The 25,626-nt window shown below is 44.4% G+C and carries 21 protein-coding genes; 9 read left to right on the top strand and 12 right to left on the bottom strand.

Annotated elements, in window-relative coordinates:
- Nucleotides 1-17 precede the first annotated feature (17 nt).
- From BHC43_RS06180 to BHC43_RS06210, 6 genes are all read right to left on the bottom strand, one after another.
- A complete protein-coding gene (locus tag BHC43_RS06180; protein WP_100139923.1) occupies nt 18-515 on the bottom strand; it encodes an acyl-CoA thioesterase in 498 nt (165 codons plus the stop codon).
- A gap of 83 nt (nt 516-598) precedes the next feature.
- On the bottom strand, nt 599-1,675 hold the full coding sequence (gene corA / locus BHC43_RS06185) for a magnesium/cobalt transporter CorA (protein WP_100156826.1): 1,077 nt from the start codon (nt 1,673-1,675) through the stop codon (nt 599-601).
- A 23-nt stretch (nt 1,676-1,698) separates the two neighbouring features.
- Complete coding sequence (ppx, locus tag BHC43_RS06190; RefSeq protein ID WP_100152374.1) at nt 1,699-3,198, bottom strand: exopolyphosphatase; 1,500 nt, start codon at nt 3,196-3,198, stop codon at nt 1,699-1,701.
- Between the two features lie 350 nt (nt 3,199-3,548).
- Nucleotides 3,549-4,967, bottom strand: coding sequence for a type I glutamate--ammonia ligase (glnA, locus tag BHC43_RS06200; RefSeq protein WP_100139927.1), 1,419 nt, complete (start codon nt 4,965-4,967; stop codon nt 3,549-3,551).
- A gap of 394 nt (nt 4,968-5,361) precedes the next feature.
- The gene (locus BHC43_RS06205) at nt 5,362-6,492 is read right to left on the bottom strand and encodes a DmpA family aminopeptidase (protein WP_100139928.1); all 1,131 of its coding nucleotides are present in this window, start codon (nt 6,490-6,492) and stop codon (nt 5,362-5,364) included.
- Nucleotides 6,493-6,559: 67 nt separating this feature from the next.
- Nucleotides 6,560-8,032, bottom strand: coding sequence for an MFS transporter (locus tag BHC43_RS06210; protein ID WP_100156828.1), 1,473 nt, complete (start codon nt 8,030-8,032; stop codon nt 6,560-6,562).
- Nucleotides 8,033-8,510: 478 nt separating this feature from the next.
- Here BHC43_RS06210 and aroE point away from each other — a divergent pair, with 478 nt between their 5' ends.
- Both aroE and mtgA read left to right on the top strand, forming a co-directional pair.
- Nucleotides 8,511-9,314 (top strand): shikimate dehydrogenase, encoded by an 804-nt coding sequence (gene aroE / locus BHC43_RS06215; RefSeq protein ID WP_100156829.1) that lies wholly within the window; start codon nt 8,511-8,513, stop codon nt 9,312-9,314.
- A complete protein-coding gene (mtgA, locus tag BHC43_RS06220; protein WP_100156830.1) occupies nt 9,311-10,006 on the top strand; it encodes a monofunctional biosynthetic peptidoglycan transglycosylase in 696 nt (231 codons plus the stop codon). Before aroE ends, mtgA begins: the two co-directional genes overlap by 4 nt.
- 32 nt (nt 10,007-10,038) lie before the next feature.
- Here the strand turns inward: mtgA and BHC43_RS06225 are convergent, their stop codons facing one another.
- Nucleotides 10,039-10,305, bottom strand: a complete 267-nt coding sequence (locus BHC43_RS06225; protein WP_100139932.1) for a chaperone modulator CbpM — start codon at nt 10,303-10,305, stop codon at nt 10,039-10,041.
- 15 nt (nt 10,306-10,320) lie between these two features.
- On the bottom strand, nt 10,321-11,289 hold the full coding sequence (locus BHC43_RS06230; protein WP_100156831.1) for a DnaJ C-terminal domain-containing protein: 969 nt from the start codon (nt 11,287-11,289) through the stop codon (nt 10,321-10,323).
- A 915-nt stretch (nt 11,290-12,204) separates the two neighbouring features.
- Here BHC43_RS06230 and aceE point away from each other — a divergent pair.
- The 6 genes from aceE (at nt 12,205) to panS (ending at nt 21,275) form a co-directional block, all read left to right on the top strand.
- Nucleotides 12,205-14,913 carry a pyruvate dehydrogenase (acetyl-transferring), homodimeric type gene (aceE, locus tag BHC43_RS06235; protein ID WP_373885636.1) on the top strand — a complete coding sequence of 903 codons (2,709 nt, stop codon included), beginning with the start codon at nt 12,205-12,207 and terminating at the stop codon, nt 14,911-14,913.
- 108 nt (nt 14,914-15,021) lie between these two features.
- On the top strand, nt 15,022-16,647 hold the full coding sequence (gene aceF, locus BHC43_RS06240; protein ID WP_100156833.1) for a dihydrolipoyllysine-residue acetyltransferase: 1,626 nt from the start codon (nt 15,022-15,024) through the stop codon (nt 16,645-16,647).
- 112 nt (nt 16,648-16,759) lie between these two features.
- Nucleotides 16,760-18,514 (top strand): dihydrolipoyl dehydrogenase, encoded by a 1,755-nt coding sequence (gene lpdA / locus BHC43_RS06245; protein ID WP_100156834.1) that lies wholly within the window; start codon nt 16,760-16,762, stop codon nt 18,512-18,514.
- 260 nt (nt 18,515-18,774) lie between these two features.
- Nucleotides 18,775-19,893 (top strand): AI-2E family transporter, encoded by a 1,119-nt coding sequence (locus BHC43_RS06250; RefSeq protein ID WP_370389361.1) that lies wholly within the window; start codon nt 18,775-18,777, stop codon nt 19,891-19,893.
- Nucleotides 19,894-20,022: 129 nt separating this feature from the next.
- Nucleotides 20,023-20,289, top strand: a complete 267-nt coding sequence (gene rpsT / locus BHC43_RS06255; protein ID WP_100156835.1) for a 30S ribosomal protein S20 — start codon at nt 20,023-20,025, stop codon at nt 20,287-20,289.
- A 32-nt stretch (nt 20,290-20,321) separates the two neighbouring features.
- The gene (gene panS, locus BHC43_RS06260) at nt 20,322-21,275 is read left to right on the top strand and encodes a ketopantoate/pantoate/pantothenate transporter PanS (RefSeq protein WP_100139938.1); all 954 of its coding nucleotides are present in this window, start codon (nt 20,322-20,324) and stop codon (nt 21,273-21,275) included.
- 136 nt (nt 21,276-21,411) lie between these two features.
- Here panS and recX read toward each other — a convergent pair whose 3' ends face one another.
- The 4 genes from recX to BHC43_RS06280 form a co-directional block, all read right to left on the bottom strand.
- Complete coding sequence (recX, locus tag BHC43_RS06265) at nt 21,412-21,885, bottom strand: recombination regulator RecX (protein WP_100156836.1); 474 nt, start codon at nt 21,883-21,885, stop codon at nt 21,412-21,414.
- A complete protein-coding gene (locus BHC43_RS06270; protein ID WP_100156837.1) occupies nt 21,882-22,589 on the bottom strand; it encodes a phosphoglycolate phosphatase in 708 nt (235 codons plus the stop codon). Before BHC43_RS06270 ends, recX begins: the two co-directional genes overlap by 4 nt.
- 153 nt (nt 22,590-22,742) lie before the next feature.
- Nucleotides 22,743-23,813: an aldose epimerase family protein gene (locus tag BHC43_RS06275; RefSeq protein WP_100156838.1), complete on the bottom strand. Its 1,071-nt coding sequence runs from the start codon at nt 23,811-23,813 to the stop codon at nt 22,743-22,745.
- Complete coding sequence (locus BHC43_RS06280; RefSeq protein ID WP_100156839.1) at nt 23,800-25,113, bottom strand: replication-associated recombination protein A; 1,314 nt, start codon at nt 25,111-25,113, stop codon at nt 23,800-23,802. The genes BHC43_RS06275 and BHC43_RS06280 overlap by 14 nt, the downstream gene beginning before the upstream one ends.
- 165 nt (nt 25,114-25,278) lie before the next feature.
- Between BHC43_RS06280 and BHC43_RS06285 the strand changes: the two genes are divergently transcribed.
- Nucleotides 25,279-25,626 carry a hypothetical protein gene (locus tag BHC43_RS06285; protein WP_100139943.1) on the top strand — a complete coding sequence of 116 codons (348 nt, stop codon included), beginning with the start codon at nt 25,279-25,281 and terminating at the stop codon, nt 25,624-25,626.

Raw genomic sequence — 25,626 nt, forward strand, 5'->3', positions numbered from 1 at the left:
CTAACTTTCTAAGATATTTAAACGGTTGGTTTGTGTTTGGCTTTAGCTGCTTTTAAGCGTGCTTCCTTACGGATGGCACCTTCCTGAAAACGGCGCGCCTGTTCTTCAGTGCCGATACATAATGGTGGTACTTTAGTAGGTTTACCGTTTTTATCGACGGCTACCATGCTGAAATAACAGCTATTAGTATGGCGGGCACTACGGTGTTGGATATCCTGTGCTTCTACCCGTATGCCTACTTCCATAGAAGTACGGCCTACATGATTGACAGAAGCATAAAAGGTCACCAACTCACCTACATGGATGGGCTCTTTAAAAATTACCTGATCCACGGACAGGGTCACGACGTATTCGCCAGAATAGCGGCTGGCACAGGCATAGGCTACCTGATCTAGCAATTTGAGTAAATCGCCGCCATGAACGTTACCATGAAAATTCGCTAATGCTGGCGTCATAAGTACGGACATAGATAGCTGATGCTGTGCACCTTGCGGTGGTAAGGGTGTAGGAACCATGGTTTTACCTTTGATATGTGTGTTTATATGTGAATATTTGTCTTTCTTTGAAGACTGTGTGTAATTATAAAAGCTGGTAAAGGTTATAACCAGTGGCGCCGGTAAAAATAAATTAACAGGCTAATGATGATGGTAGCCATCAGGCCAAGGACGATATAGTACCCATAGTGCCAGTGTAGCTCGGGGATGTTATCGAAATTCATCCCATATATGCCGGTGAGGACATTCAGAGGCATGACAATGATGGTGATTACAGTGAGCATGCGCATTTGTTCGTTAAGGTGATTGGACTGATAGGATAGGTGTACATCCATCATGCCTGTTACGGTGTCGCGTGCGCTGTCGAGTGTCTCCATCAGTTGCTGCGTATGGTCGTAGACGTCAAGTAAATAGACGTGTATATCTTGGCTGAATAAAGAAAATTCATTATGTACGATGCGGCCGATGATATCGCGTATGGGTGAGAGGGTACGGCGTAGGCTGATGGCATCGCGTTTGAGCTGATGGATGGACATTAATAGGTTTTTGTTGCTGTTGCTAAATAGGCGTTTGTCTAGTCCTTCTACGCGGTTATCAAATTCATCTACAGTTACAAAATAATCGTCTACTATACGGTCCAGCAATGAATAAGCCAGAAAATCAATGCCTTTGCTGTAAATGCTGCTGTAATTGTGCTGGATGTACTTGCGAATGATATGTAGTAATCCTAATGGTTCGAACTGAAAGGTGATGATGTAGTTTTGGCCAATGATGAGATAAATTTGGTTGTACTGAAGTTTCTGCTTTTTATAGACAAAAATACGTGCAGCAACGAATAGATAGTGACCGTAGTCTTCGATTTTTGGGCGTTGTTTACGGCTGAGTATATCTTCCATCGCCAGTTCGTGGATGTTGAAAGGCTGTAATAACTCATGTAATTGGTCGTTATCTGTTATACCGACAAGATGAATCCAGGTCAGGCTGTCTTTGCTGAGAGTCGGTATGTTTTCTGTGCGGATATCATTTTCGGTGTAGGTGTGGTTGAGAAACTGGCTGGCATTAATCTGAATGATGGTCATGGATTGCGCCGGCATGTTGCTCACGTTGCTACGATGAACCAGACTGGGTAGGTTGTGGGTCTGAACCAGTTTGTTACTGGAAACATGTTGCGGTGTACTCATGAGACAACCTCACTGAACAGGTTTCAGATAGCCTTGATTTCAAGCTGCAGTCCTATTTTCTGCCATAGAACAGATTCCTGCAATAAGGCACTGGCGGTTAGCGGATTATGTTGTAACCATTCTTTGTCAAGACTGATGAGTAGCTGATGGCTGTTTTTGTGATAGTGGATGTCACAGTGATTTACGGGTATCTGTATATCCTGTCTTGCACGGCAAAATAGTACTGCTAGCCGCAGTGACAAGATACCAAGCCATAGCATTTCCTGCTGGCTAAATTCGGCTATTTTACGCAGGTCGCCACGTTGTCCCAATACGAGTGTGGCCAATATATGTTGTTCTTTGCGCGAAAAGCCGGGCATATCTGCCTGATCCAGTATGTATGCAGCGTGCTTATGAAAGCCTGTGTGTGAAATATCGAGCCCGATTTCATGAAGTAATGCTCCCCAGCGAACGTACTGCTGCCATTGCTCTGGATGGTCTGAGCTGATGGAGGCGGTGAGGTGGCTAAATATCATTTGCGCCAAAGTTGCAACTCTCTGTGCCTGAATAGTATCTACATGGTAACGTTTCTGGAAGTCAGCAATGGTTTGGTTGCGCATATCATCGCCAAGCTGGCGACCAATCATGTCGTAGAATACGCCATCGCGTAGAGCGGCATCGGTGATGGTCATTTCGCGGATGTTGAGCTCGGCAAAAGCTGCTGTCATTACAGCTAACCCGCCGGCAAATACTTCTAGGCGATCAGGTTTTAATCCTTCTAGTCTGGCTTTTTTGGTACTGCCGGCGGTGATGATACGGCTGGCAATTTTCTGCATCTGCGCTGCAGTAATGGCATCAATAGATTCATCTCCAGCGGCGATAACATCGCGGATGGAACGGGCTGAACCCGATGTTCCAATAGCATAGCCCCAGCCAATATTTTTGAGTGCTACAGAGATGCGCTGTATTTCGGCACGTGCGCTATTGACGGCGGCCTGAAAATTTTTGTTATTTATTTTGCCTCGTGGAAAAAAACGCATACTGTAGGAAACACAGCCGAGGCTAAGGCTTTCGGTGATGGCAGGCTGTAATTCATGCCCGATGACAAATTCAGTTGAACCGCCACCAATATCGATAACCAGCATGTTTTCGCCTTTTGGTGGCAGAGTATGAACCACACCAGTGTAAATCAGGCGTGCCTCCTCGCGTCCGGCAATGATGTCGATGGGAAAACCCAGTTTGGCTTCGGCAAGAGGCATAAACTGGCTGATGTTTTTGGCTACTCGGAAAGTATTGGTGGCCACAGCACGTACCTGATCGGGACTAAAACCCCGCAGCCGTTCACCGAATCTGGCCAGACAGTCGAGGGCGCGTTGTTGCGAAGACTGATCAAGATTTTTCTGATCATCAAGACCTGCAGCTAGACGCACCATTTCCTTGATGGAATCGACTACCTGTAAATGGCCATTCTGGTTATGACAAATTTGCAGACGAAAGCTGTTTGAACCAAGGTCTACGGTGGCGAGCATATCTTGCGCGGTCATAATGAAGATGTTTTAACTTTAGACAGACGTAATGTTACCTTATCGTTGTGATAACTGCTATGAATGGCTGAGTGGTGATATGCTTATCGCAAAAAAAGATACACTTCTGATTTTTTGTTGTGAAGATGTGTGATGAATGAGGATATTTGAAAAAGTCCAGTGCTGCGAAATTGGCTGTAGACAATTTGCTTGGTTCTAAGCTGAATATGTTGACTGGCTTTAAGCTGCTTTTGTTTATGCTAGATGCAGCTATATTAAAAATAAGACCGCTACACATTCAGGATAAATGTGCCGAAGGCAATATGATCCTGAGTGTGAACGGTCTAAGTAATTAGTTTAAAGCTGAGCTTTTATAGGCTGTAATACAGTTCGAATTCAAGTGGGTGAGGAGCCATACGAATGCGTTTCACATCTTCGCTCTTGAAATCGATGTAGCTGTCAATCCAGTCCTGACTGAATACACCACCACGAGTGAGGAATTCGTGGTCTGCTTTTAATGCTTCCAATGCTTCCTCCAGAGAGGCGCAGACGGTTGGAACCAATGCATCTTCTTCTGGCGGCAGGTCGTACAGATTTTTATCTGACGGGTCGCCCGGATGAATTTTGTTTTGAATACCGTCCAGACCTGCCATCAGTAAGGCGGTAAACGCCAAATAAGGGTTGGCGGTGGGATCTGGAAAGCGAGCTTCGATACGGCGCGCTTTGGCACTGGCTACATAAGGGATGCGGATAGAAGCTGAGCGGTTTTTGGCAGAGTAAGCCAGTTTGGTAGGAGCTTCGAAATGCGGAACCAACCGTTTGTAAGAGTTGGTGGACGGATTGGTAAGTGCGTTCAGTGCTTTGGCATGTTTGATGATGCCGCCGATGTAGTACAGCGCCAGATCAGACAAACCGGCATAGCCGTCTCCGGAGAACAGATTCTGGCCGTCTTTCCAAATGGACTGATGTACGTGCATACCTGAACCATTATCACCCAGAATTGGTTTTGGCATAAAGGTGGCAGTTTTACCAAAATTATGAGCTACGTTCTGAATCACGTATTTCATGTCCTGAGTCCAGTCTGCGCGACGAACCAGTGTGTTAAAACGAGTACCGATTTCCATCTGGCCAGCAGTAGCCACTTCGTGATGATGAACTTCAACCGGAATACCGATGGCTTCTAATGTTTGGGTGCAGGCTGAACGCAGATCCTGTCCAGAATCTACAGGTGCAACTGGAAAATAGCCGCCTTTTACACCCGGACGGTGGCCGGTATTTTGGCCGTCGTAAGATTCGCCACTGGACCATGCAGCTTCTTCAGAATGAATTTTGTAACGGGTACCGCTCATGTCGGTTTGCCATTCTACGCCGTCAAATACGAAAAATTCAGGTTCTGGTCCGAAGAAAGCGGTATCACCAATGCCTGTAGATTTCAGATAAGCTTCAGCACGTTTGGCAATGGAACGCGGGTCGCGATCGTAGCCCTGACCATTTGCTGGGTCGATAACGTCACAGGTTAAAACTACTGTTGTATCATCATAAAAAGGGTCGATGAATGCAGTGGAGGCATCCGGTTTCAGGGTCATGTCAGAAGCTTGAATACCTTTCCAACCGGCGATGGATGAACCATCAAAGGCCTGCCCGTTTTCAAACCATTCTTCTGGATCTTCCAGCACAATTCGGGCAGGGACAGATACATGCTGTTGTTTGCCTTTGGTATCGGTAAAGCGCAAATCGATAAATTTAGCATCGTTTGCTTCTATCAGGCTGACTACTTCTTTTATTGACATTTTAGGACTCCCATTAAGGTATGGAGAGTGGTGCACTCTCTTGTAAGTTATCTTGATTCTGCCACAATTGTTTTGTAAAAAAAATGCACTGATGTAAAAAAAGAAGACTTTACTGTGGTTGTTAAATTAATTTATTTAAAAACATGTTGTTATAAATATTTATTCTTCTTTATATCTGAAATACTGAACTATTAGTTTAAGGTGGTCTAGAAAGTAGGGTGATTGGCGCAAATTGCTTTGCTTTATTTACTATCTAATCAGAACAATTTTGAGTTTGAAGATGGTTGGCAAAACCCAATTCTAAGAGTCTAGTTTAGATAGATGAGAAAAAAATGCTAAATCAAAATAGCCCGCTAACTTTACTAGCGGGCTGTAGTGTAATACTAGCAGGTAATTATTTAATTTTACCGTATTTTTTTAATATGGCTACAAGTTGGTTTTGCGGAAGAGCCTGTACCAGATTATGGTCGCGCCCTTCCATAGTTTCTGCTGCGCACAAGGCATTCAGCACCGCTTCTTGTACAGCTTCTACGGTAGCGACATACAACGGATCGATGATTTCATCACTAAGGAAATCAATTTTGCTAATCCCAATTCCATATGCATCTTCATTGGCTGTAGAAAACGCCAGAAAAATGTCACCAGAACCATTATCGCCATAGGCGCCAAGTAAGCCAATACCAATCGGTACACGCTTAGCCAGTTTACTTAACTGCCACGGTAGTAAGGGTGCATCGGTGGCGATAATAACAATAATTGAACCTGTACCCGGTTTGGGGGCAAAGGTATTGATAATCGGCATCGTCTCTGGACCGAATTCATCTTTGAGAGGAATTCCGCATATTTGAAAAGTGTCTCGCATGCCATGGTTGGCCTGTACCAGTACCCCTAGCGTGAAATTCCCTGCTTCAGTGCTGACCAGTCGTGATGCAGTACCGGTGCCACCTTTGAAATCATGACAAATCATACCAGTTCCGCCGCCAACATTACCTTCGGCAATCGCTCCTGGATGAGCATTATGCAAGGCTTCTAAAGCGTGTTTCGGTTTGATATGAAATCCGTTGATATCGTTGAGTAATCCATCCCAAGTTTCTCCCACTACCGGATAAAAATAACCAACTCCGTCTACTGGCTGGCCATTGTTAACATAGGGATAGTAAAAATGGTTGTCAATCATCCATTTGCTGGTGGTGTCGCGCACAATACCCACGCTGTTGGTATTGGTGATCAGTACCGGACCGTGTAGTAGGCCGGAATCGTCCACCCAATGTGTACCGGTTAGTTCTCCGTTACCATTTAAATCATGCCGACCAGCAAAAACGGCACTTCGCTGCCGACCTCTGGGCAAAATGGCGGTAACACCAGTCCGAGCAAAAGGTGAACCGGGTCCGGTGTAATCATCTGGTGTACCGTATACGACGGTACTATAGCCGACTTCAACACCTGTAACATCGGTAATGGCATTGTATTTACCAGTGATACCTGTTAATGGAATACCTAATTCTCGGGCACGTTTTTTAGACATATTTCATCTCCTTGTAGTTTCATTTTTTGTTATAGGAAAGAAAAGGATACACTTTTTTTAAAAAAAATTAAAGTAATTGTTTGAAATCGCTGGAATTATGGGGCTTGCACGCTTTTTTTGCATTTAGTGCACTGAGTAATGCTTGATAGCGGCTGCGGGTGAGAGGATAGCCTATGGAGAAAAACGCAGCTAGTATACCGGCGAGTGCATGAATCCATGTGTTTAGTTCTAGAATCGCGTACTGTGCTTGAGGTGGCTGAATGATATGTTGTTGCCCGCTGGACGAAATGTAGCCGTGCTGAGCTAGATACAATCCGATAAACCAGATGGCTAGAGCACTACCAAATTTTTGTAAAAATGACATCAGGGAAGTAATTGCGCCTTCCCTACGTTTGCTGTTGATAAAATCATCCAGCTCACAGATGTCGTACATCATGGCATAGTAAATAGTCCAAAAATAACTGTTTCCAAGCTGAAGCAGAATTAAATATAGCATTAGCATGCTAAGGTTGGGAAAACCACTAAAGAAAAAAATTCCAGTACCGCTAGAACTGATCAGCATGGATAGATAATAAACATTTTTTTTGTCAAATTTCTGTGCGGTGTAATTCACCACCGGCAGCCACGCCAGAGCGAGTAGGCTGAATATTAGGAAAGCAATGGAGGCTTCCTTTTCACTGTAAGCCAGATTATTTAGAAAAAGATAATAAAGTGCGCCGGTACTGAGGGCATAGGCTGCCGACCAGAAAAACACCGAAGCACCAAGAAATCTACTTGATGACAGCCGTCCTATTTCTTTCATGTTGCAAATAACTGCTTTGAAAAAAGCCAGTAAATGAATTGGATTGAGCTCTGAGAATGCTTTTTTCTGTGCTGGTAATTCGTAACCGCGGGTAAGATACCAGCAAGTAAGGCCACTTCCTAGTGTAACAACAGCAAATATCAAGCTGACACCATGCCAGCCACTGCTTACGCTGTAGCCAGCATCAACAATCCATTTAACGATTAAGGGCGGTGCTGAAGAAGAAATTAACACCGCTATATTCAGAGCATAACCTGCCCACACACGTACCGACGTACGTTCATCAAAATCGTTTGTCATTTCTGCACCAAGTGTATAAAAGGGAATCACATAAATTTTGTAAGTAGACCAGAACAGAATGGCAATGATTGTGAAATATACCGTTTTCTGATTGATGCTAAGAGCAGGAATATCGGTATAGAGCAGCAACAGTAGAAGGCTGTAGGGAAGAATTGCCGCCAGCATTAGCGGCCGCCTTCTACCCCAGTGCAGGCTGATATTGTCGGAAAATTGCCCGACCAGTGGATCTGCCACTGCATCCCATACAACAGCTATCAGTATGATGGTACCGGCCTGCGCGGGTGGGATGTTGGCCACGTTGGTGAGGAAAAACAGATAAAAAACATAAAAAAAATTGTAGGCTACTGAATCGGCCATTTGTCCGATAGCATAGCCTAGCTTAACGTGAAGGGGCAGTTTGTTTGTTAGGTGGGGTGTGAAAGTGTGATGTTTATGCATGAGTCATCCCGGATAATTACTGTATCAATGGCTTTGTGCGTTTAGGTGCAGATATAAAAGGAATCTGAATGCCGGCTGTTTCAACAGTTTTAGACAAACTGAATGCTGGTTCAGAACATTGATAAGTAGTTATGTGTTTACCTGGATGTAATCAGGCTATATTTAGTATAGTTAGATAAAACGAATATAAAACGATTAAGTCTTAAGTAGATAATATAGTAAGTTTAGGTTAATTAAAAATAAATTTTTACGTATGTTGCTTAAATACAGGTCTGATTGTATGTTGGAAATCAGCTTATTTGCCTAAAAGCAAAAGTTGGCAGCTTTAAATCGAATGAGGCTGAATCAGAGTTATACCGTCATTAATTATTTAATTTTTTATTGTGCTCACACGTTTTTTCATGCATTTTTGCCATAGCGTGGTAGAGGCTGGATAATAGCAACAGCTAATTTTTTTTGCAGAGGGGAACGGAACAATATGTTTGCTGTGTTTGGAAATCCGATTGCGCATAGTCGCTCGCCACAGATTCATCAGGCTTTTGCTGCACAGGAAGGGCGGGAATTAATCTATGAACGTCGTTTGGCACCTATGAACGAATTTGCGGCTACTGCAAAGGCTTTTTTTGCAGCAGGCGGCATTGGTGCCAATGTTACGGTGCCGTTCAAGCATGAAGCTTTTACGCTTGCCGATAAGCTAACTTCTAGAGCGGAGGCAGCAAAAGCAGTCAATACACTGTTTTGGCATGATGGTTGTTTGCTTGGCGACAACACAGACGGTGTTGGACTAGTGCGAGCGATTGAAGAGTTGTTGTCGTTTTCACTCTTTAATCAGCACATATTGCTATTGGGTGCCGGTGGTGCGGCACGTGGAGTGATTCAACCACTTTTGCAGCAACATCCGGCTTCATTAACCATTGCCAACCGTACAGTGCACAAAGTACAGTCGTTGGCACAGGAACATGAAGTAAGTTGGTGTGAATATCATCAGATTCAACCTCAATATGATGTTATCATAAATGCTACTTCTGGGAGTTTATATGGGCAGACCCTGCCCATACCATCTGCTGTGCTGGCAAAGGCCAAACTAGCCTACGATATGATGTATGCGGCGGAACTAACGCCGTATCTACTACAGGCAAAGACTGCAGGATGTCCGCTGCTGGCAGATGGTCTTGGAATGCTGGTTGCACAGGCAGCTGCTTCTTACGAATTATGGCATGGATTTAGACCGGATATCCGGCCGGTAACAGAGCAGATGCGCGCGGAAATGGAAAAAAGATGAAAATTGTGCGCAGTTTATTGATTATGCTGGTGACGTTGTTTTTGCTGTTTAATGCATACGTTTATGGCAGCCTTTTAACTTACCGTGCTGTAGCACCTCACCGTACGGTATTTATGTTGCTGCGTATGCATGAACTGGCTGCTTCCCGTCCTGATACGGAACTAAATTACCAATGGGTAGCATATAACCGCATTTCGCCAAATCTGAAAAAAGCGCTAATTGCATCTGAGGATGCACGCTTTGCCGAACATGATGGTTTCGACTGGAACGGCATTCGTACGGCAATTAAAAAAAATGAACATCAGGGCAAGATTAGGGCTGGCGGTTCTACCATCAGCCAACAATTGGCCAAAAATCTGTTTTTATCTGAAAGCCGCCATTACTGGCGCAAGGCAGAAGAGGCAGTAATCACTTCCTTACTGGAAGCCACAACGAATAAAGACAGGATTTTCGCTTTGTACTTGAATGTTATTGAATGGGGCTATGGCGTATATGGTGCAGAAGCGGCAAGTGAGACGATTTACGGACGTACAGCTATGCAATTATCGGCACAACAGGCAGCCAAGTTGGCCGCTCGAGTTCCTCGACCTTTATACTACGCTGACCACCCGCACGATAAGGAAATCCGCCGCAAAGCCAATGTAATTTTACGGCGGATGGGGTCAGCACAATTACCAGACAACGACCAGTAAGCTTGCTTTCACTGAATCAAAACCATACTGTACTAACCGCGACGGCGCAAATCTTCCACTTCATCTAATAATTGCAAGATCAGAGCGGTGGCACTGGCACTGGCATCGAAATCACGGTGAATGCGCCATGCACGCCGTGCAATTGCCATGTGATAGCCAGTGTAGCGTGCTAATTCTGGTTTCTGAGTTGCAGGAATGACACTTTCAGCAATCAGACTCAGTACCCAACTGCTTTGATTGTCGCAGGCGCGAACCAAATCGTCAAAGCTTAACTCTATATCTTGTTGAATATTATTCATGTTATGCTCCTGCTATCAAACGTGGTTCTCAGGCTGAAAACCTGCATAGTGCTGAGCCAATGCCTGCCATGCGGCGCGGTCAGCTTCGGTGTCGCTCTTGGGTAGAACGATATTAACCAGCAGATACAAATCGCCAGCCTCTTTGGCTGGTATGCCTTTGCCTTTCAAGCGCATTTTCTGACCATTGTGACTGTTGGCCGGAAGATTCATACTTAACTTGCCAGCAGGTGTGCTGACGTCAATTTTCCCGCCCAATGCTGCTGTCCATGGTGCCACACTGATGCGCTGGTATACATCCTTTCGATTCTGCACATACAGGTTGTCCTGATTGCGGAAACTGATTTTTAAGTATAAATCTCCAGCTGCTCCACCATTAATACCCGGCAAGCCTTGTCCGCTAAGACGAATTTGTTGTCCTTCTGTTATACCAGCCGGAATTTTAACATTCAGGGTTTTACGCTCGTAGCTCATCTGACCCTGAGCATTGAGCGTAGGCATTTCCAGTGACATGCTGCGCTGAGCACCGTGGTAGGCTGTGTCGATGTCAATTACCAACTCAGCATGCTGATCTTCCCCTTTGATCGGACCAGTACGGTTTTGCTGAAAACCATGTCCCCCACGGCTGCCAAATGCTGAAAATAAATCGTTGAAATGAAAATCACCATTACCGAAAGCACCGTTCTGACCAAAATGGCTGGGGTCAAAATCGTATTGCTGATAATTAAATCCACTACGACCGCCGGCCTGTTGCTGGGCGCCATGGCCAAACGGATTGTCCAGCATAGCGTCGTATTCGGCTCGTTTTTCCTTATCATGCAAAGTTTCGTAGGCAATATTAATTTCACTGGTTTTGGCTACAGCATCTGGATCTTTACTGACATCCGGATGATATTTGCGTACCAGCTTACGATAGGCTTTCTTAATATCATCGTCGCTGGCTTTGCGGTCTACACCCAGAATTTCATAATAATTGCGGTCTGCCATGTTCCGTCCTTTGTGCAGATTTTTTTAGATTTTCAAATTAGCATTGTATCCAAACTTGGGGACAAACGGTTAAAGTTTAAAGTACCTAACTATCATGGTTTTCGCAGTAGCTGAATAAACATGGTTTAGGAAATTTCAGATAACAGAATCAAACCTGCATACCTTCTTACAGATTTATGTAATCCGTATTTTATAGTTTCTCAATGTAGTATTAGACTTACCGATGCTGACTAAAATCAGCCCCGTATCTTCAAATTAACAACTCGATGTGAATAAGTCGCCGACATAAAAATAAATTTAAATAGAAAAAATAAATTTAAATAGAAATAAGAAAAACAAAGATACAGAAAATTTTTTCAGTGGATCTGAAAGGTTTATTCTGTAATCTAAAAAACATTTTATTATGTATATGTTATTAATGAATATAAAATATTTGTATGCATAATGGTTTGTGTAAAATTAAGCTTAATAGAATAATTTTTTTTTGTTTAGCGTTGTGTTTTTAAAATCATTCAAATATAAATGATTTGTGTTAATGCTCATAACATTTTAAAGGTTATATCCGTCTTTCATTTACTTTATGCGCCAATGAATTACCCTTTTTTGTCCTTTAATCTACAGACTAAAAGGCTGATATATACTAGTTTGTGAACATATGTTTGGTTGTTTTAAATCAGAAAATTGGTGTAAAAAGACATTGCCGATTGCCTATTACACTGGTACGATTTAAGCGAAAATACAGTATGTTGCATCACAATAATCTATGCTTTTATCCAGTTTGGATTATGCTGAATTATTGTAAGTTGTTTGAATTTATATGTATTTTTTCTTATCAATTTGGTAAAGCAATTAAAGTAATTGATGATAAAAAGAAAATAAATAGATGAAATAGCAACAACATAAAGTGTTTTGTTCATGACTCAATCCCATATGAAAGAGGATATTGCTATGTCTGCTGACTTCCATGATCAAGATATCGATCCGATTGAAACCCAGGAATGGTTGGATTCGCTCAGTTCAGTATTAAAAGAAGAGGGGCCTGAGCGCGCACATTATTTAATGGAAAGCTTAGTGCGCTATATACGCCGCCGTGGCATCTACATGCCATTTTCAGCCACTACCGCCTATCTCAACACTATTCCTGTTGGTAAAGAAAAAAAATCACCGGGTAATCATGAATTAGAACATCGTATTCGATCATTGGTACGCTGGAATGCAGCGGCACTAGTATTGAACGCTAGCAAAAAAAATCTCGAATTGGGTGGCCACATAGCCAGCTTCCAATCCTGTGCTACTTTGTATGATGTCGGTTTTAATCATTTTTGGCATGGTAAAACAGAAAATCAAGAAGGCGACCTTGTATTTTTCCAGGGACACAGTGCTCCCGGTTTCTACGCCAGAGCTTTTGTAGAAGGTCGATTAACTGAAGAGCAGATGCAAAATTTCCGGCAGGAAGTTCATGGTCACGGCCTATCTTCTTACCCACATCCTTGGCTGATGCCTGATTTCTGGCAGTTTCCAACCGTATCTATGGGGCTTGGTCCAATACAGGGTATCTATCAAGCTCGCTTACTGAAATATCTCGAATCCCGTGGTCTGGCCAAAACACAGGGTCGTAAAGTGTGGGTATTCTGTGGCGACGGCGAAATGGATGAGCCAGAAAGTCAGGGTGCGATTGCACTGGCAGCCCGTGATGGCCTAGATAATTTGATTTTTGTGGTGAATTGTAATTTACAGCGTCTGGATGGTCCGGTACGTGGTAACGGTAAAATTATTCAGGAATTGGAAGGCAACTTCCGCGGTGCTGGCTGGAACGTATTGAAAGTAATCTGGGGCAGCCGCTGGGATGCGCTGCTGGCTCAAGACAAAGACAATCTGCTGAAACAACGCATGGAAGAATGTGTAGACGGCGATTATCAGATGTATAAGTCTCAGAATGGTGCCTATGTAAGGGAACATTTTTTCAATACGCCTGAGCTGAAAGCCATGGTAGCCAATATGTCAGACGATGAAATTTGGTCTCTGAATCGTGGTGGCCATGACCCGCATAAAGTTTATGCAGCTTACTACGAAGCCGTGAACAATCCAGATGGACGTCCAACTGTGATTCTGGCTAAAACCATTAAAGGCTATGGCATGGGTGCTTCTGGCGAAGCGCAAAATACAGCCCATCAGGCCAAGAAAATGGACATGAAATCTCTGAAACAGTTCCGTGACCGATTCGAAATTCCGGTTACCGATGAAGAGATGGAACACACTCTTCCATTCTTCCGCTTACCGGAAGACAGTGAAGAAATGCAATATATGAAAGAGCGTCGTGCTCAGCTCGGTGGCTTCCTACCATATCGTCACCCCGATTCTGAAAAACTGCCAATTCCGCCACTGAGCGATTTTGCCGCACAACTACAAGATAGTGGCGACCGAGAATTTTCTACGACTATGGCGTTTGTGCGTATCTTGAGCACATTGTTGAAAGATAAAAACATCGGTAAACGCGTCGTGCCGATTGTACCGGATGAAAGCCGTACTTTTGGTATGGAAGGTTTGTTCCGTCAGTATGCGATCTGGAATCCGAAAGGACAGATTTATACTCCGCAGGATCATGACCAGCTCATGTTCTATAAAGAATCTAAAAACGGTCAGATTTTTCAAGAAGGTATTAACGAACCAGGCGCCATGAGTTCATGGATAGCAGCTGCTACTAGCTATTCAAACAATGATTATCCACTGATTCCATTCTATATCTATTACTCAATGTTTGGTTTCCAGCGTATTGGTGATCTGGCTTGGGCTGCTGGGGATCAACGAGCCCGTGGCTTTATGCTGGGTGGTACCGCCGGCCGTACTACTCTAAACGGTGAAGGTTTGCAGCATCAGGATGGCCACAGTCATATACAAGCAGAACTGATACCAAACTGTATATCATATGATCCTTCATTCTCTTATGAAGTAGCTGTAATTATTCAGCATGGTATGCAGCGCATGTATGTAGACCGTGAAGATGTTTTCTATTACATCACTCTGATGAACCAGAACTATAAACACCCGGCCATGCCACAGCGTGAAGGTATAGAACAGCAGATTCTAAACGGTATGTATTTGTTGCAGGAAGCTAAAGGCGGCAAACTAAAAGTGCAGCTGATGGGTTCCGGCGTGATATTGCAAGAGGTGATAGCTGCAGCAGAACTACTGAAACAGGACTTTGACGTAGAAGCCAATGTTTGGAGCGTGACTTCGTTTAATGAACTATACCGTGATGGTATCAATATTGAACGTTACAACCGTCTGCATCCAACAGATACCCAGAAAGTACCTTATGTTACTCAACTGCTGTCTGGCCATGAAGGACCGGTGGTGGCCTCTACCGATTATGTACGTCACTTTGCCGACCGTATCCGTGCTTACGTCCCACAAGACGTATTTACTGTGTTGGGTACAGATGGCTTCGGCCGCAGTGATTCTCGTGACAATTTGCGTGAGTTCTTTGAAATCAACCGTTACCACGTAGCGGTGGCTGCTCTGAATGGCTTAGCTGATGAAGGTAAAATCAGCAAACAGGTTGTTCAGGATGCCATCAACAAATATGGTATCAAGGCTGATGTAGAACCGAGCTGGACACGCTAATGAACCGACTGCCTGAATCCTCTTGGGTTTCAGGCAGGTTTTGTTGGCTGTATAAGCTAACGATTGTCGGACGCAGGCAACAGCCTGCTGTCACCAAAGGACATAATGATGAGTCAGATTGTAGAAATAAAAGTACCGGATATCGGTAATTATACCGGTGTCGATGTCATTGATGTGGCTGTAAAAGTGGGCGATAAAATTGCCGTAGACGATACTTTGATTACACTTGAAACCGATAAAGCCACCATGGACGTACCGGCTGACCACGCAGGAGTGGTAAAAGAAGTGTTGGTAAAAGTGGGGGATAAAGTTTCAGAAGGCAGTGTGATTGTCAAAGTAGAAGCTGCTGACGCAGCCACTACAACGCAAACGGCCGAAGCTCCGGCCAAAGCTGCAGCTACAGTGCCGGCAGCTACCACAGCCAAGCCAGTAGCCGTAAATGTACCTGATATCGGTAATTTTTCTAATGTAGATGTTATAGAAGTAGACATCAAAGTAGGTGATGAAGTCGCTGTAGACCAGACACTGGTTACACTCGAAACCGACAAAGCCACCATGGATGTCCCATCCACAGTGGCCGGAAAGGTAACCGCTGTACATGTGAAGGTGGGTGACAAAGTATCAGAAGGCAGTGCACTCATCGAAGTAGCCGCCGTTTCTGCTCCTGCTGCTGAATCGGCTACACAGGATCAAAAACAAGCTGCGGAAATCAAAAAACAGGTTGCAGCTACGCCATCAGCAGAAAACAATGAATTGCGTGCCGAAATTAAGAGCCATGTTTCTCAAGCATTTGGCAGCTCTGACATCGACGAAAAAGGGTTTGAAAAAGCCCATGCAAGCCCCTCTGTGCGTAAACTGGCGCGTGAGCTGGGTGTAGATTTAGGTCGAGTAAGTGGCAGCGGTCGCAAAGGACGCATCACTCCGCTTGATTTGCGCAATTTTGTCAAAGAAGTCATGCAGAAAGTCGAGCATGGTGGTGCTGGCACTGCTCTGGGTGGTGGTTTGGATTTATTGCCATGGCCGAAAGTAGATTTCAGTCAATTTGGTGAAATCGAAGTCAAAGAGCTGTCCCGTATCAAGAAAATATCTGGTCAGAATCTGGCACGCAATTGGGTAATGATTCCGCATGTCACCTTGCAAGAAGATGCGGACATGACCGAACTGGAAACATTCCGCAAGCAACTGAATAAAGAATGGGAGCGCGCAGGACTGAAAGTATCTCCGCTGGCTTTTATCATTCTGGCCTGTGTGAAAGCCTTGCAAGAATTTCCGGAATTCAACTCATCTTTGGATGGCAATAACCTGATACTGAAAAAATACATCAATATCGGTTTTGCTGCTGATACGCCGAATGGTCTGGTTGTACCAGTTATCAAAAATGCTGATAAAAAAGGCCTCAAAGAAATCACGCAGGAACTGGCCGACATGAGTAAGCGTGCACGTGAAGGAAAGCTCAAACCACAGGAAATGCAAGGTGCCTGCTTCACCATTTCTTCTCTAGGTGGCATCGGCGGCACCGGCTTTACGCCAATTATCAATGCACCTGAGGTGGCGATTCTTGGCGTTTGCAAATCGCAGATTAAACCAAGCTGGAATGGTAAGGAGTTCGAACCGCGCTTACAGTGTCCGTTGTCACTATCTTTTGACCATCGTGTGATTGATGGCGCAGCTGGCATGCGTTTTCTGGTATTTATCAGCCAGCTGCTGGCTGATTTCCGCCGCGTTACTCTGTAAAACTTCAATTCCGGAGGCTGCCTGAAAACCGAAACGTTTTCGGCAGCCTGAATACATGAAATGCAGGCACATACTGTTGTTTAACATACAACAGTCTGGAAAAGGTTAGATCATGAGCTTAATTGAACTGAAAGTACCGGATATTGGCAATTATCAGAATGTTGATATCATAGCGGTAGAAATCAAAACGGGCGATACCATTGCGGTAGACGATACCCTCATTACACTGGAAACTGACAAAGCCACGATGGATGTACCGGCTGAAATAGCCGGCGTGGTAAAGGAAGTTAGAGTTAAAGTAGGCGATAAAATTTCTGAGGGTGGGGTGATTGCTGTAATAGAAGCTGCGGCTGCAACAGCCAAAGCAGCGGCACCGGCCAGTGAAACAGCTCCCGTTGCAGCTTCGCAAGCGGCCACTTACAGCGGCAGCAGTGATGCTGAATATGATGTAGTCGTGTTAGGCGGTGGCCCTGGTGGCTATTCTGCAGCTTTTGCTGCAGCCGACGAAGGCCTCAAAGTAGCAGTTGTAGAACGTTATGCCACGCTAGGCGGTGTGTGTTTGAACGTGGGTTGTATCCCTTCCAAAGCATTGTTGCACAACGCTGCAGTGATTGACGAAGTGAAAGAGCTTAAAGCCAATGGTATTGAGTATCCGGCTCCAAAAATTGATATAGACCAGCTACGCAGCTACAAAGAAAATGTAGTTGCCAGAATGACAGGTGGTCTTGCCGGTATGGCTAAAACACGTAAAGTCGATATTATCCGCGGTAATGGCCGGTATATCGATCCACATCACATTGAGGTCAAACTGACTTCCGGCGAAGGTAAAACAGAAACCGGCGAAAAAGTTACTCTGGCTTTCAAAAACACCATTATTGCTGCCGGCAGTCGTGTGGTGAATCTGCCGTTTATTCCAGAGGATCCACGCATTGTCGATTCTACCGGTGCACTGGCATTGAAATCTGTGCCCGAAAAAATGTTGATAATCGGTGGCGGTATCATTGGTCTAGAAATGGGCACGGTTTACAGTACACTTGGTGCACGCCTAGATGTAGTGGAAATGATGGGTGGCCTGATGCTCGGCGCTGACCGTGATATGGTTAGAATCTGGCAAAAGAAAAACGAACATCGTTTCGATAATATTATGCTGAACACCAAAACCACAGCAGTCGAAGCCAGAGAAGACGGTATTTATGTTACCTTTGAAGGTGATAAAGCACCAGCTGAACCACAACGCTATGATCTAGTACTGGTGGCTGCCGGCCGTGCCCCGAATGGTAAGCTGATTGGTGCTGAAAATGCCGGTGTAGAGGTTACCGACCGTGGCTTTATCAATGTAGACAAACAGATGCGTACTAATGTGCCGCATATTTATGCAATTGGAGATATTGTCGGCCAACCAATGCTAGCGCACAAAGCTGTACATGAAGGTCACGTTGCTGCCGAAAACTGCGCCGGTCATCAAGCCTATTTCGATGCACGGGTAATTCCTAGCGTGGCCTATACTAATCCAGAAGTGGCCTGGGCTGGTATAACCGAAGATCAGGCTAAAAAAGATGGTGTCAAAATCACTAAAGCAGTGTTTCCATGGGCAGCCTCTGGCAGAGCTGTAGCCAATGGTTGCAGTGAGGGCGCGACGAAACTAATTTTCGATGCCGATAGTGGATTGATTATTGGTGGTGCCATTGTCGGCCCCAGTGCCGGCGACATGATTGGTGAAATCTGTCTTGCCATCGAAATGGGTTGTGATGCAGACGATATCGGCCGTACCATTCATCCGCATCCAACACTTGGTGAATCTATTGGCATGGCTGCTGAAGTAGCCATGGGAACCTGTACTGATTTACCGCCACAGCGTAAAAAATAAGCTGTTGAAGGCTTGTTATAGCCAGCTGTTCGAATTGGTTCGAACAGCTGGCTTTTTTATTGGGCAGTGAGAAGATAGAAATCGATGAGATAGATTATTCAATTATCATTACGTAATATTTACAGATATAATCACCTCAGCAGATAAATTATTTCAGAACGTTATTTATTCAGTTATTATTAGAATAATAAAAGGCAGATTACTGCCAGATTATTGCTGCAAGCTTATTTTTTTAATCAGCAAGAGTATATTTAATGAATATCAACAGCAAAAAACATTCTCCTGTTACTCCATGGATTATTGGCGCGCTAGTACTACTGGGCACCATCAGTTTGTTTATCGGACTAAAACCGATATTAATGCCTTTTGTAGCAGCAGGGGTTCTGGCCTATATTCTTAATCCGCTGGTAGAAAAGTTGCGCCGTTTGAAGATCCCACGCTCTATTGCAGCCATGCTCGTGATGCTGCTAGGGCTGAGTGTAATCGTGGTATTGTTACTGATTGTCATACCAATGCTGATTAATCTGCTCGACAGCATTTATGAAAAGCTGCCAGATTTTCTCAATTGGGTTCATCATAAACTGGTTCCGTGGCTGAATCAGACTTTTCATATTCGCCTACGCTGGGATGCTGATTACATGTCCCGCTATGTTGGTCAATGGATTCAAACTCACAATGCCAGCATTAAGGATGCTGCTTCGAAAGTGTTGCCAGTGGTATGGCAGCATGGCAGCGGCATGGTGGAATGGATAACCAATCTGTTATTATTGCCATTCCTGTTGTACTACTTTCTACTCGACTGGAACCGCTGGACAGCCGGTATCCGCCACCTGATTCCTCGCCGAGCTCTACCGGTCTACAATCGCATTTCCACTAATATGGATACTGTTCTGGGTGAATTTCTGCGCGGTGAATTATTAGTGATGGTCATTATGGGGCTGGTATATGGTTTGGGACTCGCTCTGGTAGGACTAGAATCAGGATTTGCGATTGGCATGGTGGCTGGTTTGCTGGTGTTTGTACCGTATCTGGGTGCATTTACCGGATTGTTGCTGGCTACGCTGGCAGCTTTATTGCAGTTTAATGGCTGGACAGGACTACTGATGGTATGGGGTGTGTTTGCAATTGGCCAGTTTCTGGAAAGTTTTTTCGTTACGCCGAAAATTGTCGGTGACCGCATTGGCCTGTCACCTTTTTGGGTAATTTTTTCCTTAATGGCTTTTGGGCAGTTGCTGGGCTTTGTAGGCATGCTGCTGGCGCTGCCTCTGGCTGCCGTATGCTTGGTACTGATACGTGAAGGGACACAAGCATACTGGCATAGTGATTACTTCCGCCAGCTGCCGGAAAATGCCATCATCAAGGACGAAAAACACGAGTAAGCTAAGTAATCTTAATTACTTGCCACCAGCCGAAGCCAGCTAAAAAACAACAAGGGCACTTGCATTTATGCTGCGAAGTCATTAAAATTCGGCGTTTCATGATTTGTATATGTATGTTAGGAGATATTGATGGCCAATAGTGCACAATCTCGTAAGCGCGCTCGCCAAGCACTAAAACAACGTGCTCACAACGCCAGCTTGCGTACCGCTTTTCGCACTGCGGTTAAAAAAGTATTGAAAGCTGTTGAAGCTGGTGATAAAGCCGCTGCTCAGGCTACTTACAGCGAAAGCGTTAAAGTGATTGATCGCATTGCTGATAAAGGTGTTTTCCATAAAAACAAGGCTGCACGTCATAAAAGCCGTCTGGCTGCCAAAATCAAAGCAATGGCTGCCTAAGCTGATTACTGTTATTACATGAGAAAATTCTCGTGATTGCTATCATTACAAGGCTGTTCCCACTGTGGGCAGCCTTATGTTCTATCTTCGCCTATCTGAATCCTGCTGTTTTCGCACCACTGAAACCTTATATTTCAGAAATGCTGATGCTGGTAATGCTTTCCATGGGCATGACGCTGAAAATAGCCGATTTTACCCGTGTATTAAAACGGCCGGCACCAATCGTGGCCGGTATTGGCCTGCATTATCTGATTATGCCGTTGGCTGCTTGGCTGATAGCCAGATTGCTTAACATGTCGCCGGAATTGCAAGCAGGCATGGTGCTGGTAGGATGTGTAGCCAGTGGTACTGCCTCCAACGTTATGGTATTTCTGTCTAAAGGGGATGTTGCACTCTCGGTAACCATCAGTGCGCTGTCTACTGTAGTGGGTATTTTTGCTACGCCATTACTGGCTAAATTGTACATTGCAGCTTCTATTGCTGTACCGGTAGTGAATATGCTCAAGGAAATTTTACTTATTGTGGCATTACCGATTGCTATCGGAGTGGGGATAAATTATTTTATCCCGCAGCAAGTAAAAAAAATTGTACCCTCATTGCCATTGATTACCATGTGCGTAATTATCCTTGTATTGGCGACGGTAGTTTCGCTGAGCAGTGATAAAATAGGGATTGAAACGGCTATAGTTGTATTTGGCGTAATTCTGCACAATGGTTTGGGGCTGATTGGTGGATATTGGGGTGGACGGCTGTTTGGTTTTGATAAATCCATTTGTCGTACCCTTGCACTGGAAGTAGGTATGCAGAACTCAGGTCTGGCTGCAGTATTAGGCACGAATTTTTTTGGGCCAATGGCTGCAATCCCCGGAGCAATATTCTCACTGTGGCATAATATTTCCGGTTCGTTTCTTGCAGGTTACTGGTCAACCAAACCTACCGGCACCAGTAATGACAGAGTGAAACGTGAAGATGTCAGTCTGCATTGATATATTCTGTCAATAATTAAAAAGTCCGGCCAATTACCGGACTTTTTAATTATCGCGATTTGCCAAAAACTAAACGCATAATTAATTCAGCTTTTTTTATCAAACCCATCAATTTTTTATTATTGCTTTTTATACGCTATTCCCAAAATTCTTCTTCTGGAAGAATACTCTCTTCCCAAGCACGATGCATAGCTGTATTGATAATATCCATGCTAAATCCACGATAGGCTAGAAAATGCATATATTTGTGCTTTTCTTTTAAATCAGATGGAGGCCGGCGATATTTTTTTTGTAAAACAGCTACTGCATTACTGATTTGTTCCGCTTTGTTTGGCAGATAATCGGCAATTAGCTCTGCTTTAACTCCCTTTTGTTTAAGGCTTTGCTGTAATCGAAGATTGCCGTGTATACGGCTTTTACTGTTGATGTAGGTTTCCGCATAGCGAGCATCAGATTGCCAGTGCCGCTCGGCTAGTTCATCTAGCAAAGATTCAATATCATCGTTTTCTTCTACATGCGGGCGTAATTTACGTGTCAGCTCAGCACGGCTGATTTCTTGTCGTGCCAATATAGCAATGGCACGGCCGCGTAAGCTGATTTTTGATTTCATGCGCGGATTTCACTATCGCTATGATGCCGCATGCCATCATCAATCTGAGGCAGATGGTCAATAATGATATCTGGTTTGGTATCGGGGTTTTGTGCCAGTAGTCCCATATCGGCATAGCCCCAAGTTACGCCACAGCTTAAGGCACCGGCAGCTTTGGCTGCAAGAATGTCATTTGCTGAATCACCCACCATTAATAAATTTTGAATAGCAACACCTAATACTTCGGCTGTGTGCAATAAGGGCATAGGGGAGGGTTTCTTTTCACTCAGTGTGTCACCACCTACCACTAAACTAAAAGAATCGGCCAGTCCCAGTTCGCACAATAATTCCACTGCAAGAATTTCATTTTTATTAGTAATTACCGCTAAGGGTAATCCTCTGTTACGAAATAGAGCTAATGCGGTTTCAACTTCAGGATAAGGACGGGTATGAACACTTAGATGAGTACGGTAATAAGCAATAAAAGCAGTAAAACCTTGTGCCCAGCTAGCTTCATCAGCCTGTCCGTCTTTACTTCCACTGAGAGCACGATGCACCAGACTAGACAAACCATCGCCTACGTAGCTGGTGAGTTCTTCTGCGGGTAAAGGTGCCAGATTCATTTCGGCACGCATATGATTGGCCGCTGCACACAAATCGGCAATTGAATCGACCAGCGTACCATCAAGATCGAATGCTATGGCCTGAATATCATTCCATTTCATGCTAAGCAATAAGGGTTGGTAAAAGACGTATTCATTTTATCACGAGCAATGTACCGATATAGTCCTTAGTCGAACCGGATTTACTCTGTTTAGCAATCAAAGGGTTTTACACCTTAATTTGCCTTCATCCAGCAGGTGTAGGTCTAAGTAGAATTAACTACGTATGGGTTGGATAGGACTGCGGCTAAATATATAGCTGATATGCTGTTTATATGTAGTCCCAGCCCGAAGAATATTATTGGGAAAAGCTGGCTGGTTCGCTGCATCAGTATAACCCTGCGGTTCAAAACAGATGGCAGCAAATGGTTGCAGTGCTTTACGTTGCGGTATCAGTTGTTCAGTCAGATGCTGGGCGTTATAAATCACCATTACCGGTGCATCAGTTTTAACCGCCATGGAAAGTCCCGTATCTGGCGCGCTAATACTCGCTACAATGCTTTGATTGGAATGAGGAGGTAAGATATAGGCAGTATCAATTACACTATTGCCAATAGGGCGGGCAGAATGGAAATCCAGTGCTGCTGGTGCCTTAGAAACCTCACCAGTAGGCATCATATCTGCATCTGTATCAATTACTTCCATAGGTAACAACCATAACTGATGCTCGCTGACAGTATTTTCACGCAAAGCTAGATTGAAATAACTGTGTTGAGTAAGATTAATCAACGTATCTCGGTCTGTTTCAGCGCTGAAATCAACATTTAACTCATTATTAGCTGTCAGAGTATAACAAACTTGAACGTTCAGATTGCCGGGGTAGCCTTCTTCTCCATCGGCGCTGAATAATTGCAACGTGATGGAAGCACATTCGTCATCTGTGTGCGTGGTACGCACTGTCCACCATTTCTGGTCGAAGCCGCAAAATCCGCCATGCATGTGATGCTCGCCCAGATTGGGTGACAACTGAATCCATTCCTGATTTAGCTTTGCTTGCGCATGGCTGATACGGCCAGCATGTCGCCCGATTACTGCTCCCAGATGCGGATTGTTGAAACGGTAGCTATTGCTGGCATAGTCTTCAGCATTATCAAAGCCCAGTACACATTCCACTGCATTGCCGTCTCGGTCTGGTATTACAATTGAAGTAATAATGGCACCAAAATCCATTATCGATACCTTCATGCCGTTGCTATTGGACAATGTCCATAGTGTGGTACTTTCTCCATCTATCAAGCCAAATGGCTGGGTTTCAAGTGTACAGAGTGATTGCTTATTTGTTTGCATTCTGACCGGCCTCTTCGTCCAGATTATGTAAAAATGCCAGCTTGTCCGCGATTTTAATTTCCAGCCCGCGTGCTACTGGCTGATAAAAAGACGGTTCTTCCATACCGTCTGGCATATAAGTCTCACCAGCTGCATAAGCATTGGGTTCATCGTGTGCATAACGGTATTCTCGGCCATAACCCAGCTCTTTCATTAGCTTAGTAGGTGCATTGCGCAAATGTACAGGCACTTCACTGGAGGGATGCTGTTTAACAAACGCGCGTGCCTCATTATAAGCCATATATCCTGCATTACTTTTGGCAGCACAGGCTAGATACAATACAGCCTGGCCTAGAGCTAGTTCGCCTTCGGGGCTGCCCAGACGTTCATAAGTGAGGGCAGCATCATTCGCTATTTGCATTGCCCGAGGATCTGCCAACCCGATATCCTCCCACGCCATACGGATAATGCGCCTTGCCAGATAGCGCGGGTCTGCGCCACCATCGAGCATGCGTGAAAACCAGTAAATAGCGGCATTAGGATGGGAACCACGTACAGACTTATGTAAAGCAGAAATCTGTTCGTAGAAGCTGTCACCACCTTTATCGAAGCGACGTAACTGTGTGCCAAGGCTACTGGCCGTTAATGCGGCACTGATAACACTTTGCTGCTGAGCCTGTGCAGTGTGAATTAATTGTTCCAGAAGATTCAGAAAACGCCGACCATCACCGTCGGCACTATTGAGAATGAGTATCTGAGCATCCTCATCAATACTGAATTTTTTGAAAGCCTGCAGACTAAATACTTTCTGCTGAAGCTGTTTTAATTCTTCAATGCTGAGCGAATGCAGCGTATAAACCTGTGAGCGGCTTAAAAGAGCTGGATTCACTTCGAAAGAGGGGTTTTCAGTGGTGGCGCCAATAAATGTGAAAAGACCGTTTTCTACATAGGGTAAAAATGCATCCTGCTGAGATTTATTGAAGCGATGAACTTCATCTACAAATAATATAGTGCGCTGACCATGTTGTAATGCTAGCTGCGCCATTTCGACCGCCGCACGAATTTCCTTAACACCGGAAAAAACCGCTGACAATGGAATAAACTGAGCATTGAAACTCTGTGCCAGAATGCGTGCCAGTGTGGTTTTACCTACGCCAGGAGGACCCCACAACAGCATAGAGTGTAGATGTCCAGTTTCTACTGCGACCCGTAATGGTTTACCCTCACCAATCAGATGTTGCTGGCCGATCACTTCATCCAGATTCTGCGGACGTAACTGTTCTGCCAGCGGGGCTAAAGGTTTTTGATTAAATAAATCCATATCGTGTCATTCTGTACACGGCAATTCGTGTAAGATATTGTACCTGATTGAAAGAAGTTTGCCCGCTATTCAGATTTTACATTGCGTGTATAATCGTGAGATTACATATCTTAAAAAAAGGGTGGTTGTATTCGGGTTTGATTATAATGCAACTGACAAAAATTCATGAATAAAATATTGTTTCTGCTGGTTTTTGTAGTGGTAGTGATAGGGGTCGGTATTCAATATGATAAAAAAGCAGAGTACGGACTGATCTCCGGCATAGCTGGTTACATGATTAATAATGAGTGTCAGCGTCAGCTGAGTAAGCCACTGCTTATCCGTGGACTCGGTACAATTGACCTTTCTGGAGTGAGTAAACAGTATTGTAGTTGTATTGCTGAGCAAAACAAACGTAAGTTCGGCATCGAAGAAGTAATCAAAATGGTCAATCCACAAAATCGCCAGCAGAATGTAAGTGTATTAATTGCATCAGAGGCTGAAAAATGCAGCTACGGAATGCAGCGTTATTAA

Source organism: Snodgrassella alvi (genome assembly GCF_002777855.1).
GTDB lineage: Bacteria > Pseudomonadota > Gammaproteobacteria > Burkholderiales > Neisseriaceae > Snodgrassella > Snodgrassella alvi_E.